This window comes from Acinetobacter sp. TYF_19 (assembly GCF_043105125.1).
GTDB lineage: Bacteria > Pseudomonadota > Gammaproteobacteria > Pseudomonadales > Moraxellaceae > Acinetobacter > Acinetobacter johnsonii.
Window position 1 is genome coordinate 1 of sequence record NZ_JBICLH010000081.1, and the last position, 15,731, is coordinate 15,731.

Annotated in this window: 17 protein-coding genes and 1 pseudogene; 8 read left to right on the plus strand and 10 right to left on the minus strand. The window is 40.3% G+C overall.

Annotation, left to right across the window (positions count from 1 at the left end; all coding sequences use genetic code 11):
- Positions 1-152: 152 nt before the first annotated feature.
- On the minus strand, positions 153-791 hold the full coding sequence (locus ACF8FD_RS11945; protein WP_205667018.1) for a glutathione S-transferase family protein: 639 nt from the start codon (positions 789-791) through the stop codon (positions 153-155).
- A gap of 16 nt (positions 792-807) precedes the next feature.
- Complete coding sequence (locus ACF8FD_RS11950; RefSeq protein WP_004733175.1) at positions 808-1,827, minus strand: NADP-dependent oxidoreductase; 1,020 nt, start codon at positions 1,825-1,827, stop codon at positions 808-810.
- 143 nt (positions 1,828-1,970) lie between these two features.
- Here ACF8FD_RS11950 and ACF8FD_RS11955 point away from each other — a divergent pair, with 143 nt between their 5' ends.
- Both ACF8FD_RS11955 and ACF8FD_RS11960 read left to right on the plus strand, forming a co-directional pair.
- Positions 1,971-2,579, plus strand: coding sequence for a TetR/AcrR family transcriptional regulator (locus tag ACF8FD_RS11955; protein WP_004733176.1), 609 nt, complete (start codon positions 1,971-1,973; stop codon positions 2,577-2,579).
- A gap of 106 nt (positions 2,580-2,685) precedes the next feature.
- Complete coding sequence (locus ACF8FD_RS11960; protein ID WP_001087973.1) at positions 2,686-2,916, plus strand: hypothetical protein; 231 nt, start codon at positions 2,686-2,688, stop codon at positions 2,914-2,916.
- Positions 2,917-2,999: 83 nt separating this feature from the next.
- Here ACF8FD_RS11960 and ACF8FD_RS11965 read toward each other — a convergent pair whose 3' ends face one another.
- From ACF8FD_RS11965 to ACF8FD_RS11975, 3 genes are all read right to left on the minus strand, one after another.
- Complete coding sequence (locus ACF8FD_RS11965; RefSeq protein WP_205667019.1) at positions 3,000-4,127, minus strand: alkene reductase; 1,128 nt, start codon at positions 4,125-4,127, stop codon at positions 3,000-3,002.
- Between the two features lie 198 nt (positions 4,128-4,325).
- A complete protein-coding gene (locus ACF8FD_RS11970) occupies positions 4,326-5,003 on the minus strand; it encodes a type 1 glutamine amidotransferase domain-containing protein (RefSeq protein WP_205667020.1) in 678 nt (225 codons plus the stop codon).
- Positions 5,004-5,087: 84 nt separating this feature from the next.
- A complete protein-coding gene (locus ACF8FD_RS11975; RefSeq protein ID WP_205667021.1) occupies positions 5,088-6,245 on the minus strand; it encodes an iron-containing alcohol dehydrogenase in 1,158 nt (385 codons plus the stop codon).
- A gap of 182 nt (positions 6,246-6,427) precedes the next feature.
- Here ACF8FD_RS11975 and ACF8FD_RS11980 point away from each other — a divergent pair.
- A pseudogene (locus tag ACF8FD_RS11980) lies at positions 6,428-6,676 on the plus strand (IS3 family transposase); the annotation flags it as partial.
- A 170-nt stretch (positions 6,677-6,846) separates the two neighbouring features.
- Here ACF8FD_RS11980 and ACF8FD_RS11985 read toward each other — a convergent pair.
- The 4 genes from ACF8FD_RS11985 to ACF8FD_RS12000 all read right to left on the minus strand — a co-directional run bounded on the left by ACF8FD_RS11985 (position 6,847) and on the right by ACF8FD_RS12000 (position 9,859).
- Entirely contained in the window at positions 6,847-7,149 is a 303-nt protein-coding gene (locus ACF8FD_RS11985) for a putative quinol monooxygenase (protein WP_087548390.1), read from the minus strand.
- A 241-nt stretch (positions 7,150-7,390) separates the two neighbouring features.
- Positions 7,391-8,221 carry an S-formylglutathione hydrolase gene (gene fghA / locus ACF8FD_RS11990; protein WP_392453416.1) on the minus strand — a complete coding sequence of 277 codons (831 nt, stop codon included), beginning with the start codon at positions 8,219-8,221 and terminating at the stop codon, positions 7,391-7,393.
- A 228-nt stretch (positions 8,222-8,449) separates the two neighbouring features.
- Positions 8,450-9,562, minus strand: coding sequence for an S-(hydroxymethyl)glutathione dehydrogenase/class III alcohol dehydrogenase (locus ACF8FD_RS11995; protein WP_000842149.1), 1,113 nt, complete (start codon positions 9,560-9,562; stop codon positions 8,450-8,452).
- A 21-nt stretch (positions 9,563-9,583) separates the two neighbouring features.
- A complete protein-coding gene (locus ACF8FD_RS12000; protein WP_001133624.1) occupies positions 9,584-9,859 on the minus strand; it encodes a metal/formaldehyde-sensitive transcriptional repressor in 276 nt (91 codons plus the stop codon).
- A 466-nt stretch (positions 9,860-10,325) separates the two neighbouring features.
- Between ACF8FD_RS12000 and ACF8FD_RS12005 the strand changes: the two genes are divergently transcribed.
- Positions 10,326-11,321, plus strand: a complete 996-nt coding sequence (locus ACF8FD_RS12005; RefSeq protein WP_151676294.1) for a zinc-dependent alcohol dehydrogenase family protein — start codon at positions 10,326-10,328, stop codon at positions 11,319-11,321.
- Positions 11,311-12,327, plus strand: a complete 1,017-nt coding sequence (locus tag ACF8FD_RS12010; protein ID WP_392453417.1) for a zinc-dependent alcohol dehydrogenase family protein — start codon at positions 11,311-11,313, stop codon at positions 12,325-12,327. Before ACF8FD_RS12005 ends, ACF8FD_RS12010 begins: the two co-directional genes overlap by 11 nt.
- A gap of 14 nt (positions 12,328-12,341) precedes the next feature.
- Here ACF8FD_RS12010 and ACF8FD_RS12015 read toward each other — a convergent pair whose 3' ends face one another.
- Positions 12,342-13,241 (minus strand): LysR family transcriptional regulator, encoded by a 900-nt coding sequence (locus ACF8FD_RS12015; protein ID WP_392453418.1) that lies wholly within the window; start codon positions 13,239-13,241, stop codon positions 12,342-12,344.
- Positions 13,242-13,376: 135 nt separating this feature from the next.
- On the opposite strand from ACF8FD_RS12015, the gene ACF8FD_RS12020 reads away from it, so the two are divergent.
- The 3 genes from ACF8FD_RS12020 (at position 13,377) to ACF8FD_RS12030 (ending at position 15,494) form a co-directional block, all read left to right on the plus strand.
- The gene (locus ACF8FD_RS12020; protein WP_002050925.1) at positions 13,377-14,117 is read left to right on the plus strand and encodes an SDR family oxidoreductase; all 741 of its coding nucleotides are present in this window, start codon (positions 13,377-13,379) and stop codon (positions 14,115-14,117) included.
- A 73-nt stretch (positions 14,118-14,190) separates the two neighbouring features.
- Positions 14,191-15,189, plus strand: coding sequence for a zinc-binding alcohol dehydrogenase family protein (locus ACF8FD_RS12025; RefSeq protein ID WP_205667024.1), 999 nt, complete (start codon positions 14,191-14,193; stop codon positions 15,187-15,189).
- A gap of 20 nt (positions 15,190-15,209) precedes the next feature.
- Positions 15,210-15,494, plus strand: coding sequence for a putative quinol monooxygenase (locus tag ACF8FD_RS12030; RefSeq protein ID WP_205667025.1), 285 nt, complete (start codon positions 15,210-15,212; stop codon positions 15,492-15,494).
- The last annotated feature ends 237 nt before the right edge of the window (positions 15,495-15,731 follow it).

Sequence of the window (15,731 nt, forward strand, 5' to 3'; positions counted from 1 at the left end):
TTAAATAGTGGTAATTCCTTATCTTTAAAATAGAGAACGCCCGATGAAATTCATTAGGCGTTTAATTTAAATAAGTGTCAGCTTATTTTATAACCAGATGTACTTGTCAATTATGATTCTTTTTCTAAATTGCCTTTAAAAAATCAATCTTGCTATTTTTGACTTTTCACACCATTTTGTTCAATTTGTAATGCGGCTTGCCAGCTAGGTAGTTGGCTTAAACCTGCTACATAACGTTGGATATGGGGATAATTTTCACCTTGTCCCATATGATGAACTAAAGCATGTAGTCCAAAGCCCATCATAAAGTCAGCACCGGTTAAACGGTCTGCCGCTAGAAATTCTTTATCTTTTAAATATTCATTTAAATAGCTAAATACTTTATCGAACTCAACTTGAGTATAATTTTCTAGAAATACCAACTTCGTGCCCTGCTTGGTTTCTATCGCATTAAACGTTTTTAATAAAAATGGAAGCATGGCAGAGCTTTCTGAGAAATGAATCCACTGTAGATAATCGACATAGGTAGATTCATCCATATCTGGTGCTAAATGCGGCGCAAGTTTCTGAATTAATAACTCAACGATTGCGCCTGACTCTGCAATAACTTTGCCATCCCATTCCAATACTGGAGATTTCCCTAAAGGGTGAATGGTTTTTAAAGAGTCAGGGGCCAAATGCGTGCTTGAGTCACGATAATAGCGTTTCAGCTCATAGGGCTGCTTGATTTCTTCAAGTAACCACAAAATACGAAAAGAACGTGATTGATCTAAATGATGTAGTGTGATCATGATAATTCCTATTTTTTTAAATTTTTACAACCACTTTGCCAAAGTTTTCGCCTTTCAACATACCATTGAAAGCATTGATCGTGTTATCTAAACCTTGCACCATATGCTCTTTATATTTGATTTTTCCGTCTTTCAACCATTCAGACATTTGCTGATAGAATTCCGGATACTGACTGCCATAATCATCAAAAATAATAAAGCCTTGCATGCGAATACGCTTTTTTAAAAGGGTGGAAATAAAGCCCGGTAAACGGTCTGGCCCTTGTGCTTGCTCGGTAGCGTTATACTGGGAAACCACACCACACACCGGTACACGTGCCGCAGAGTTAAGCAATGGCCATACCGCATCAAACACTTTACCCCCGACATTCTCATAATAAATATCAATACCGTTGGGAGCTGCTTGTTGTAATTGTTCTGCAAAATTTTCATCATGATGATTGATACAAGCATCGAAGCCGAGTTCTTCTACTGCATAACGGCATTTTTCAGGCCCACCTGCGACGCCAACCACGCGACAACCTTTAAGTTTGCCAATTTGTCCAACCGTAGCACCAACAGGTCCCGTTGCAGCTGCAACGACTAATGTTTCACCGGCTTTAGGCTGACCAATGTCCAACAACCCCATATAAGCAGTAAATCCTGGCATTCCCAAAATACCCAATGCCCAAGATGGATGTTCAGGTTGCATACCTAAGCTTTGACAGGCAGACCCATTAGAAATTGCGTAGCCCTGCCAGCCATTTCCGGAAAGAACCCACTCGCCTTCTTTGAATTTTGGGTTTTTAGAGGCCACCACTTGACTGACTGTTCCACCGACCATCACTTCGCCAATTTCAACCGGTGCTGCATATGAAGGAGCATCGCTCATGCGACCACGCATATAAGGATCGAGTGACAAGTAAATGGTTTTTAACAATATCTCGCCTTGTTTAAGTTCATTGAGCTCAACTTGTTCAATACGAAAATCGCTGTGTTTTGGCTCACCCACTGGCCGTTTAGCTAAAACGATGCGTTGATTAATAACTGTTTTCACACATATAACTCCATGTTTTATTTAAAAGTATTTTTCTTCACAATCAAAAACTGTGATTAAAATTTCTTTACATCCATTGTAGATGAGTTATAATAAAAAACAATACGACTGGTCTATTTTTTACAATAGAGTAAATAATTAATATGAAGCCTACTCCTATTAAAAAGTCTGAAGCGAAGCGCTTACACATTCTTAACACCAGTTCAGACCTGATTTTGCATAAAGGTTTTACTGGCGTAGGATTACAGGAAATTTTACAGAGCTGTGAAATCCCTAAAGGCTCGTTTTATCATTATTTCCAATCTAAGGAAGCTTTCGGATGTGAATTGGTACAGCATTATGTAGACAATTACCAAGTCCGTTTAAATGATGTATGGCGTTGTGATAAATCCCCTTATCAAAAGCTGATTGAGTATTTTAATTTATGGATAGAAGATCCTGAAACACAGTGTGGTTGGGCGGATAGCTGTTTAATTGTGAAACTTGCCGCAGAAGTTGCCGATCTATCTGAAGATATGCGCTCGATTATGTCCGCTGGCGTTGATGATGTAATCCAACGTATTGCTGGTTTAATTGATTTGGGAAAACAGGATCAGTCTATCCAAGCAGATACCGAGGCCTCTACTTTGGCACAAGTACTTTACCAAATGTGGTTAGGTGCAGCATTACTGAGTAAGTTGCAAAAAGATAAAACACCATTACATCAAGCTCTGAGAGCAACTAAATTTCTATTAAAAAGTGAAGATTCATAAAAATTAAATATCAACTACATAATTAATAATTCATGATAGCAGTCCAATGATTACCTATTATTGTGTTGCTATTAGATCAATTTACAATCCATGAGTATAGCGCACAATGAATTCTCCTTCTAAAGCCCTCATGACTCGTATTTTAGTTGGTTATTTAGGCTTATATCCCACACTATTACTGGTTCTCACTTTATTAAAGCCAATTACACAGCATCAAAGTTTCCCGATGATGGTGTTGATTGAAGTCATAGTATTAGTGCCAGTAACGCAACTGATTTCTTTCCCACTGGCAGGTTGGCTCATTACACAGCTAAAAAATTTTAAGAATTTGTTTTAAGAAGAATTTATGCTGGCAACAGCAATCCTAAGTCCTTATTTTGCCAACCACAAAGGTTGGCAAAATAACTTACTTAGTCGATATTAATCTGCGTAAGCTGGATAATCAATATAGCCTTTTTCCGTCCCACCATACATACTGCTTGCATCTACTGCATTCAATGGCCAGACATTGGCGATGCGATCGGGTAAATCTGGATTCGCAATAAATGGGCGTCCAAATGCAATTAAATCGGCCAGTCCTGCCTCTAAAATTCGAGTCCCTCTTTCTGCCGTATATCGACCTGCATATATAATCCGACCACTGAAAGTGTCTCTGACATCTCTACGAAAATCATGAGGAAGTTCTGGTGCATTATCCCAATCAGCTTCTGCAATCGATAAATAGGCAATCCCAACTTCTTCAAGTATTTTTATGGCTTCAATATAAGTCACATGTGGATCATCTTCAACCAACCCTATGTAAACACGATCTTCCTCTGTACTTTCAAATAGCGGGGCAAAACGCACTCCTAAACGATCTGCACCAACCACCTCAGCAACTGCCTCTACTACTTCACGTAAAAAACGCAAACGATTGTTTAGTGATCCACCATATTCATCTTCACGGTGGTTACTATGTGCAGAGATAAATTGATTCACCAAATAACCATTTGCACAATGAATTTCAACCCCATCAAAACCAGCAGCCAAGGCATTGCGTGCAGCTTGAGCATAGAGTTGCACTAATTCTTTAACTTCTGCATTGCTTAAAGCACGTGGCATTGAAGGATCAGCCAAGGCCCCTGCATTGGGCCCGGTCTCAATAAAGACTTTAACATTACTATCAGCCTTAATAGCCGAAGGCGCGACCGGTGATGCATTATCGGGTTGCAAAGATGTATGTGAAACACGCCCAACATGCCAAAGTTGTGCAAAAATAATGCCTCCTTTAGCATGCACTGCTTCCGTCACTTTACGCCATCCAGCAATCTGTTCAGGGCTGTGAATACCAGGAGTCCAAGCATAGCCTTGACCACGTGGCTCGATTTGCGTACCTTCAGTGACCATAAATCCTGCCCCGGCACGCTGTTGATAATAGGTTGCCATCAGTTCATTTGGAATATTCCCTGGCTGGGTACTGCGCGACCGCGTTAATGGTGGCAATACAATACGGTTTTGCAAAACATAAGGGCCTAAGCTTAAGTTTTGAAAAAGTTTACTGTCTTTCATTTCACTGTATCCAAGTCATCATGACTTAATTGATCTACATTAAATACCCATCCTTCCTGTATATAGAAAAATAAAGGAAGGAAAGCTATTCACTCAGGCCCCTCACCATTAAGTGAGGGTTATTTTGCTTATTGCGCCAGTTGCTCAGAGTCAGAAGTTTATTCACTATTAAGCACCACAACAGGCACTAGCTACTCTTTATTTCAACAATTGAAGTAACGCTGAGGCAGTTGCAGCAGAAGATGCTGGATTTTGTCCAGTAACCAGCAAGCCATCTACTTGAACATGTACTTGCCAATCATCTACTTTAGAATAATGACCACCGTTTTCTTTAAGCATGTCTTCAACTAAAAATGGTACAATTTCAGTCAAACCTACCGCCTCTTCTTCAGTATTAGTAAAACCCGTCACAGATTTACCGCTAACTAAAGGCTTGCCATCACTGGTTTTTACATGACGAAGAACACCTGGGGCGTGACACACTGCTGCAACAGGTTTGCCAGACTGAATCGCCTGTTCAATCAGAGAAATTGAAATAGGATCTTCTGCTAAATCCCACAATGGGCCATGCCCGCCTGGATAAAACACTGCATCATAATCAGCTACAGAGATTTCGCTAAGTTTATGCGTCTGTGCCAATGCTTGCATTGCAGTTGGATCAGCTTCAAAACGATGAGTGGTTTCAGTTTGTGCTTCTGCTAAATTACTTTTCGGATCTAGTGGTGGCTGCCCACCCTGAGGCGACGCCAGCGTAACTTCAGCACCAGAGTCAATAAAGGTGTAATACGGTGCAGCAAGTTCTTCTAACCAGAAACCTGTTTTCTTACCAGTATTGCCAAGTTGATCATGTGAGGTTAAAACGATTAAAATTTTCATGTTATTTCTCCGATATTTTTCAGGATTGAGGAGCATTGTTGCATGATCACTTGTCGTGTATCGTGACCATGACAGATACGCTATTTAGATACTCGCCTTGAGAATTTGGCGACTGATCTCTAATGAAACAGTTTTATGTTCGCCTAGCTGTGTAAGATTGTGTGATTTAAGTTGCGTAATGATGATCTCAATATCTGTCTCCCCCAGCCCATAATCGCTAAGACGGGTCGGCAATCCAAGTTGCTCAAAGAAGGCTCGAGTACGAGCAATAACAGTATCAATACGTTGTTCTTCATCACCTTCGACAATCTGCCAGACTCGAGCTGCATACTGTAGTAATTTTTCTCGCTTCTCTTGACGACGCACTTGTAGATTGGCCGGCAACACAATGGCCAAGGTACGAGCATGATCAATACCATGTAAAGCCGTGAGCTCATGTCCAATCAAATGGGTTGACCAATCTTGTGGTACACCAGCTCCAATTAGCCCATTCAGCGCCATGCTAGCAGCCCACATCAAATTCGCACGCGTATCATAATCTGCTGAATCTTCCAAGATTTTCGGTCCAATCTCTATCAGAGTTTGCAATAGACCTTCGGCAAAGCGATCTTGTACTTGTGCATTGACAGGGTAAGTTAAGTACTGTTCCATGACGTGAACAAATGCATCGACTACGCCATTTGCTAACTGGCGCGTCGGCAAGCTAAAAGTTTTATTCGGATCGAGTACGGAAAATTGCGGAAAAACATGGGGACTGCTAAATGACAATTTGGCTTGGGTCGATTTTCTGGTGACTACCCCACCGCTATTCATTTCTGAACCAGTTGCCGGAAGGGTGAGTACACTCGCAAAAGGCAAAGCTTGAGTAATTTTAGTACCATGGGTTTCTAAAATTTCCCATGCATCCCCTGTATAATTGACTGCTGCTGCAATAAATTTAGTACCATCAATTACCGATCCACCACCGACAGCCATCAAGAAATCTATCTTTTGTTCACGAATCAGCTCTACAGCTTTCATGAGGGTTTCATAACTTGGATTCGGCTCAATTCCGCCAAATTCATGAATTTCTCTTGCACCTAATGCTTCACGCACCTCAGCTAAAGTACCATTCTTACGTGCACTTTCACCGCCAAACAACATTAATACTTTTGCTTCTTTAGGCACATAGTCATTGATTTTAGCTATTGTATCGCCACCAAAAATAATGCGGGTCGGATTATAAAAGTTAAAATTCAACATATTTTTATCCTAGGATGATCAGCTAATTGATTTGAAAAACCACCGTTATTCATCAAATAAACTTTAAAAAATTAGACAACACTGCGGCTTTTGACTGCACCATGTGCTAACTATACATAAAAATAGACCAGTCGTCTATTTTTTTAAAATTATTTTAGCTTGCCAACTTTACTGATGGTTAAACACATTCAGGCTTGTTCTATATCACTTTGATTATTGATGTATTTTCACGAGCGATTGTTAGATGGAAGGTATCAACACGTATGACTACTGACATGGTCGTGAACGCACTGGCTAAAACAGTGAATGGCTCATAGAAAATAGCGATGATTAAATATTTTAAAAGCAGATTGGCACGGTTTAGCAGATGTACAAATGCGACAGTACATTAGATAGATTGGTTCAATATAAAGCATGTAAATAGTTGCATTCGTTTATTTACCCTGCCCTGTTTTGGATATTGACCCATTTAAATGATGAGATTAAGCCATTAATAAAGTAGCCCAACTTGAATAAAAAGCCTCTGACACACCTCACAGGGTTGAAGTGCTGCCTTTCATTCAAAATTTCAGGCAGCACCCTCATACATTTAAGCGTCGGTTTAACCTGGTAGTTTACTCGCCAAAACATCTACTTTTTCAATAGACGGTGGCTCTGAAAATAGCTCTTCGGCCTGAGCCATCAAAGCAGCTGCAACCTTGCCAGATAAATGTGCTTGGCGACCCGCCTCATCAGGAAATGCATCAAAAATACCAAATGTTGTAGGTCCAAGACGTAGGCCAAACCACGCAACTGTCGCAGGTTCTTCCATTACAATAGGTAAACCGCCTTTAAGGAAAGCTTCCACTTCGTCTTCTTTACCCGGTTTAGCTTCAAGACGGACATATAAAGCTGTTTTAAGCATGACTAAAACTCCACAATTGATTAGAATTTAAACTGATTCTGACATTGCTAATGTATGCATGTCAGAAAGTTTTGTTGTATAAAAGTTAAAAAAAAAATCCCATAGCTGAGCCAAAATTTAGGTTTTTATTTCGACATATTGCTATGAATTTATTCAAGTTAATATCATTAACATTTGAATCAAAAAATATTGCTCAAGAAGCATTCAAGAACAACATTGCACATCCTCATATCCATGAAAGTTATTTTGCTAGGAATTTGCTGTGAAACTCTATATGTTTCTCTATAAAGCTCGCAATGAAGTAATAGCTATGGTCATAGCCTTCTCTTAGGTTAAGTGTAAGAGGATATTCTTGTTCCAAACAAATATCACTAAGAAGCTTAGGCCTTAACTGTTCTTCAAGAAAATCATCAGCTGTTCCCTGATCGACTAAAATAGGTAAATGAACTTCAGCGTTTTTGATTAATTCAATCGCATCATAGCTTTTCCATAAAGTTTCGTTTTCACCTAGGTAGTGTGTAAAAGCCTTTTTCCCCCAAGGTACTTGGCTAGGTGCAACAATGGGTGCAAAAGCAGAAATACTTTTAAACAGCTCAGGATTTTTTAACCCAATGACTAATGCACCATACCCCCCCATGCTATGTCCCATAATGCTTTGGACTTGATTGGTCGGAAAATTCAGGTCAATCAGATTTCTGAGCTCTTCCACAATATAATCATACATTTTGAAATGCTGCGACCAGGGTGCTTGTGTTGCATTCACATAGAATCCTGCGCCTTGGCCTAAATCATAATCTGCATGATCTGGTACATCCTCTCCACGTGGGCTGGTATCTGGTGCAACAATAATGACTTTATGTTCAGCCGCATACTTTTGTGCTCCGGCTTTAGTAATAAAGTTCTGTTCGTTGCAAGTCAGCCCTGATAACCAATATAAAACTGGCAACCGCTCATCTTTGTCATGAGGTGGCAGATATATTGAGAATTTCATTGAACAGTTTAATGCTGTTGACTGATGGCGATACACTTCTTGCGACCCACCAAAAGAAGCATGTTTCTCAATTATTTCCATAATCAATTACCTATGTTGAGCAAGACTTCATGAGAAATCGAGTAAACAAAGAGTCTGACATTCTCCACAGAGAATAGTGATTAAGATTTAAAATGTAGGCAGGTTTGTTGAACCTATACACGATGCCTACATAGATAGATCGGTTTTACAGATAATGTGCCGTTTTAGAGGATTCCATGCATGTCATTCATGATGCACATGCATGGAAAACTATAAGGTCTGACGGAATTATTCGTAATGAATTACAGTACGAATTGACTTACCTTCATGCATTAGATCAAAGGCTTCATTGATCTGATCCAAGCCCATCGTATGTGTCACAAATGGTTCTAATTGAATCTTACCTTTCATGGCATCTTCAACCATTCCAGGAAGTTGCGTACGACCTTTTACGCCACCAAAGGCAGAACCTAGCCATTTACGACCAGTAACCAGTTGGAATGGACGGGTAGAGATTTCCTGACCTGCACCAGCTACACCAATAATTACGGATTGTCCCCAGCCACGATGTGCACTTTCAAGAGCTGCACGCATCACATTCACGTTACCAATACATTCAAATGAATGATCTACACCCCAGCCAGTCATTTCGACAATGACTTGCTGGATTGGTTTGTCGTAATCTTTAGGGTTCAAGAAGTCCGTTGCACCAAACTCTTTTGCCAGCGCAAATTTATCTGGATTCATGTCAACCACAATAATACGTCCTGCTTTAGCTTGACGTGCGGCTTGTACGACTGCCAAACCAATACCACCTAAACCAAAGACCGCAACACTATCACCTTCTTGTACTTTAGCCGTGTTATGTACTGCACCGATACCCGTTGTTACCCCACAACCCAGTAAGCAGACATGTTCGTGATTGGCTTCAGGATTGATTTTAGCCAATGATACTTCTGCCACTACAGTGTATTCACTGAACGTTGAGCAGCCCATATAGTGGTAAATCGGTTGACCATTGTAGGAAAAACGAGTGGTACCATCTGGCATTACGCCTCTACCTTGAGTTTCGCGAACGGAAATACACAAGTTCGATTTTCCAGATTTACAGAATACGCACTCGCCACATTCAGCAGTGTAAAGTGGAATAACATGATCACCTGGTTTGACGCTAGTCACGCCTTCACCAACCTCAACTACAACACCAGCACCTTCATGCCCGAGAATAGCCGGAAAAACGCCTTCAGGATCATCGCCAGATAAAGTAAATGCGTCTGTATGACACACACCGGTATGGGAGATCTTGATTAATACTTCACCTTTCTTCGGTGGTGCAACATCAACCTCAACAATTTGAAGAGGTTGACCAGGACCAAACGCAACAGCAGCACGTGACTTCATGGAATAATTCCTTATACAGATCTATTTTAAATATGATTTTAGAATCTTGGCGATTTCAGCCAATTCTTCTTTTCGTTGTTGTTCTGTGGTTTCACCTGATACTAAAGTGTCCTTTAAATGAACCTCCAACATTTCATTCATCAAACCATTAATAGCACCACGCACAGAGCATATTTGTTGCAGAATTGCACCACATTCCACATTGTCTTCTAACGCTTTTTCAATCGCTTGCGTCTGACCTTTGATCTTTCTGACGCGTAGAAGAATCTTTTTTTTGTCTTCAACCTGATTAGGCATCAGACCTCCTTATTTGCTAGCATTAATACTATAGTACCCCATAGTATAAAAAAAGCAATAATTTTTATAAATCGAAAATTAAAAAGATCTTTAGCGAAAATTTTCTATCCCTGTTTTTAGTTTTTTTAAATTAACATCATAGAGCTTATGCGAAAGTCACAAAAAAAATGGGGCTTTTAGCTCCCATTTTTATTTTGGCTCATGTTCTTTGTAATGCTGTGACCTTTTAGAATTATGTTTCAAATTTTAGCCACTTTGTAGATATTTTGAACGTTTCAAGCCTTGTAAATACTACCGACAGTTTAGATTAAACTGCCTTTACAGACTGTACTAGAATATTTTTAGTGAGCGGATGATATTTATTATTCATTATTTAGGAATTATTAAATCCTATAAATATCATTTATTGGATTATTTTACTTTGATACTGTGCACATCATCCCCCAGTTAAGAATAAGGAACAACTATGAATAAGATGATGAATGCTCTTATCCTAGAAAATTTTGGTGATCATGAATTTAAACGTGTAGAACTCCCTATACCTCAACCAGAGGCTGGGCAAGTTCTAGTACGTATTCATGCTAGTGGTGTAAACCCTATTGATTATAAAATTCGTCTTGGTGAAGCACCATATGCTATGCCAGAGCTTCCTGCCGTGTTGGGAACAGATATGGCTGGGGTTGTAACTGCTGTTGGTGAAGGTGTCACCCACTTCAATGTCGGAGATGAAGTTTACGGTCTGATTGGTGGCGTTCGTGGTCTTCAAGGATCTTTAGCAGAATATGTTGTAGCAGATGCTGATCTGATCGCATTAAAGCCACGCAATATCTCTATGCGCGAGGCAGCAGTACTACCATTGACGTTCCTCACGGCTTGGGAAGGTTTAGTGGATAATGCGAAGGTCCAACCAGGGCAAACTGTACTGGTTCAGGGTGGTGCTGGTGGCGTTGGTTATATGGTTGTTCAGCTTGCAAAAGCACTTGATGCAAATGTTTGGGCGACTGGTCGTACAGCTGATCAATCACTGATTTCAGAACTCGGTGCAACACCTCTCGATTACACAACAGCATCTTCCGATGACATTATTGCTGCAAGCCCTGAGGGTCAAGGTTTTAACATTGTTTACGACACTGTGGGTGGTCCAGTACTCGAAGCTTCACTTTCCATGACAACTCACTATGGCCACATTACCAGCTGTGCTGCATTTGGTAATCATAATTTAGCGAGTTCATCTCTACGGTGTGCCACAGTGTCTGGCGTATTCGTCCTAATGCCGATGTTAACAGGCAATCGCCGTGCTCATCATGGTGATATCCTTAAGATCGCGACTCGTCTTGTTGAGGAAGGTAAACTGCGTCCTATTGTTGATCCTCGTCATTTTACTCTAGACCAAGCGATTGAGGCTCATGATGCTGTTCAAGATCGCTCTGCCAATATTAAGGTCGTTATTGATGTCATTTAACGCACTTCAGGCCAAGACTTGGCGCTTCAATAGTATTGGAGATACAGATGTTCTGACATTAGAAACACTTCCTGTTGCTTTACCAGCAGCAGGAGAAGTTCTAATCCAGATGAAAACGATCGGACTCAACCGGGCTGATGTAATGTTTCGGCGTGGTACTTATATTCAAAAGGCAGTATTCCCTTCTCGTCTGGGATATGAGGGAGCAGGCATAGTTCTGGCAATAGGTGAAGGTGTACGCCAATTTTCTCCAGGAGATGCAGTATCGATTCTTCCGACTGACAATCTAGCCAAATATGGGACATATGCGGACAAGCTTCTGATTCCAGAAACTTTTTTAGTTCACAAACCCGATAGTTTAAGCTGGGAAGAAGCTTCTTCAATCTGGATGCAGTATTTGACGGCTTGGGGTGGTGTAATCCATGCTGGTGGAGTTTCGAAAGGCAAAACGATCTTGATCACAGCAGCTTCAAGTAGCGTAGGACTAGCTGCGATACAGATAGCTGAAGCAGCGGGTGCTAAGGTCATTGCAAGAACACAGACGATAGAGAAAAAGCAACGTTTACTGGATCTCGGTGTTAAAAATGTTATAGCCACTGAAGATGAACCCGATTTGTATGAAGCGCTTGTTTCACGTTTGGATGGAGAACATCTTGATGTCGCCTTCGATGCTGTAGGAGGGCCTCATATTGAACAGATTGCAAAAGCGATGTCTGTAGGAGGAACTATGGTTATGCATGGTGCACTTAGCCCTGAGATCACACCATTTCCGCTTAAAGTTGCATTACGCAAGAGCTTAACCATGCGAGGTTTTTTGTTCCTTGAGGTTCTGCATGACCCTGTTCTAAGGGAGCAAGCCAGACGATTTATTCTTAGCAGTATAGGTGCAGGATATCTTCGTCCAGTGATCGACCGTTGCTTTAACTTTGAGGACATGCATAACGCTCAACGCTATCTTGAATCAAATCAGCAAATAGGAAAAATTGTAGTTACTCTAGATACATGATGGTCTTATCTAATTCAGGTTTCTATACGGCCCAGCACTTCCACTAAGTAATCAAACAATGCTCGGATTCGCAAAGGTGTCGGGCCCCGCTGTGGACGATATAAATACAGGCGCCAAACGGGAGAGGTTTCCTCATGAAGTATCTGAATGAGCTTACCACTCCTAAGCCACGGCAAAACTAGAAATCCAGGCATGTGTCCGAATCCAACTCCAGCGAGAATAGCTTGAAATTCAGCTTCTAGATCATCTGTAATAAAACGAGGCTTTGATGGCGTGAAGCTTCGACTTTCGGTGAATGTCCATGGCCAGTAACGCCCTGTTTTATGATCGAATAGTGCTGTTAGAGGGTATTTATCAAGGTCAATAATTTTTTTAGGCATTCCGACCTTATCAATTAACTCTGGCGTACCCACAGAATAAAAGTTCACTTTAGCCAATTCCCTTGCCACATATCGATTGTCCGGCAAAAATCCAAATCTGATCCCGATATCTATCCGCTCATCGATCACATCCGAGTGTGAATCTGTTAGCACACAATCCACGACAATATCTGGGTAACGTGTGGCAAATTCTGCTAGTGCAGGTACTACCAATTTACGCCCTAACACTGACGAAACAGTAAGACGGACAGTCCCACGCATTTCATCTCGTTTTTCCTTGGTGTCTTTTACAAGCAGAGCATCAATGGATCCCACCGCAAAACGTGCTTGCTTTGCCAGACGCTCACCATCAGCGGTAATTTTAATTTGTCGAGTACTCCTGTAGAACAGAATCTCTCCGCGCTGCTCTTCTAGCTCTTTTATTGCCCGTGTCACTAGCTGCGGGGAAATACCCAGCTGAGTTGCTGCCTCTTTAAAATTTCGAGACTCTGCTGCGACACAAAAGATACGCATCATTTCCAATTTGTTCTGCATGTCCAATCCTGTGTTATGGTAATTATTCCGTAAATAGGAATTCTGAAAGATAATATTATTCATTTATTATACCTAACAAGGCTGTAATACTTAATCCATCAAATATGATTGACAGATAAGTTGAAGGTTACTTGTATGAATAATATAGAAAATAAAGTTATTGTTATCACAGGTGCAAGTAGTGGTTTAGGTGAAGCTACTGCTCGCTTACTTGCTAAAAAAGGTGCAAAGGTTGTACTTGGTGCTAGACGTACTGAAAAATTACAGGCTATTGTTCACGACATTCGTGCTGAAGGTGGTCAAGCTGAATTTATTGGTATGGATATAACCAAACCACATGAAGTACAAGCACTTATTGAAAAGGCATTAAGCGCATTTGGTCAAATCGATGTATTGGTAAACAATGCTGGATTAATGTCTATTGCACCATTAAGTGAGCTAAAAGTTGATGAATGGGATCGTATGATCGACATTAATATTAAAGGTGTTCTTTATGGTATAGCAGCTACCCTACCTGTTTTCCAAAAACAAAACTTTGGACACTTTATTAATCTCGCATCTGTTGCAGGGATAAAAGTATTTAGTCCAGGAGGTACTGTTTATAGCGGTACTAAGTTTGCTGTAAGAGCCATCTCTGAAGGCCTTCGTCATGAGGTTGGGGGAACAATTAGAACGACGACTATTGAGCCTGGTGCAGTTGAGTCAGAACTAAAATTTGGTTCTTCTCATAAAGAAAGTTCAGAGTTTGTTACGGATTTCTACAGACAAGCCATACCAGCTGACTCAGTCGCTCGAGCAATTGCTTATGCAATTGAACAGCCTGCGGATGTAGATATTAATGAAATTGTTTTGCGCCCAACGAGCCAAGAGTTTTAATTATTGAATAACATAAAATGGGAGCATTTCGCTCCCATTTTTACTATATTTTTTTAAAGTTGAGGACAAATCTATGAAAGCCGTATCGTATGTTATAAATAACCATGATGATTTTAAAAATTCATTGGTAGATATTGAAAAAGCGAAGCCTACGCTTAAGGAGCGTGATGTACTGGTAAAAGTTCAGGCAATCTCTGTGAATCCAGTTGATACCAAAGTGAGAAAAAATTCGTCTGAAGCAAATAATCGTATTTTAGGTTGGGATGCCGTTGGGGAAATTATTGAAGTTGGCTCAAAAGTTACCTCGTTTAAAGTAGGAGATTCTGTTTGGTATGCTGGCGATTTAACCCGAGATGGTAGTAATGCTGAGTTTCAAGCAGTCGATGAACGAATTATCAGTCTTAAACCAATTACAGTATCTAATGCAGAAGCCGCAGCATTGCCATTAACTGCAATAACGGCATGGGAAATGCTGTTTGATCGGTTTCAAATTTCAGAAAAAGAAGTTGGCAGTATTTTAATTATTGGTGGTGCAGGTGGTGTAGGATCAATCGCTATCCAACTCCTAAAAGCAAAAACAAATCTGACCGTTATAGCAACAGCTTCTCGTGAAGAAACGAAATCTTGGGTGGAATCACTGGGTGCCGACCATGTCATCGATCATAGCAAAGATTTAAACGAACAAATCGAAGCACTAGGTATTGAAAAACCAAAATACGTCTTCTCTACCAATCATACAGAAACATATACCAAGCAAATAGTTTCTCTGATTGCACCACAAGGTAAGCTTGGACTGATCGATGATCCACAAACATTTGATATTATGCCGTTTAAGACTAAATCTATTTCTATCCATTGGGAGTTGATGTTCACCCGTTCAATGTATGAAACCGATGATATTGAAAAGCAAGGTGATCTGTTGCAACAGGTTGCCCAATTAGTTGACCAGCAAAGAATTAGAAGTACCCTCAACCAAAATCTAGGCAAAATTAACGCTGCAAACTTGGAGAAGGCGCATAAGTTGCTTGAATCAGGTAAATCAAAAGGCAAAATTGTACTAGAAAACTTCTAAAACAAACTCAAGGTGAAATAATGACTATTTCAGTAATTGCGAACATTAAGGCAAAATCAGATCAAAAAGAGAGGTTAGAAACGCTTTTAAAAAGTGTAATAGAGCCTACGCTTCAAGAAGAAGGGTGCTTGAAATATGAGCTTTATATTAGCGAAAATGACTCGAGTAGATATTTCTTCTTAGAAGAATGGCGTAGCAGAGAGGATTTAGATATCCATCTAGCCTCTGATTATATTCAAAGTTTATTTGGTAATATCCAATCGCTTATTGAATCAAGTGATATTGTAGAAATCAAAAAAATATAGCTGTATTCGGACATTATGATGAAGCATTCTTCAAATTAACATAGAGACTTAGAAAGCCAACATAAAAATAGGAGCTCTAAGCTCCTATTTTTTCTGGTTTTTTTCATTTTCAGGGCTTTATTGCACAAAGATTTGAAATGCAAAGCGCCCCTAATTGAGCTAAATTTAAGGCGTAACTTGGGTAAGTGGTCGACCTAATTCAATAAATCTGTTGAGGACTGCTACACGTGCATGGAT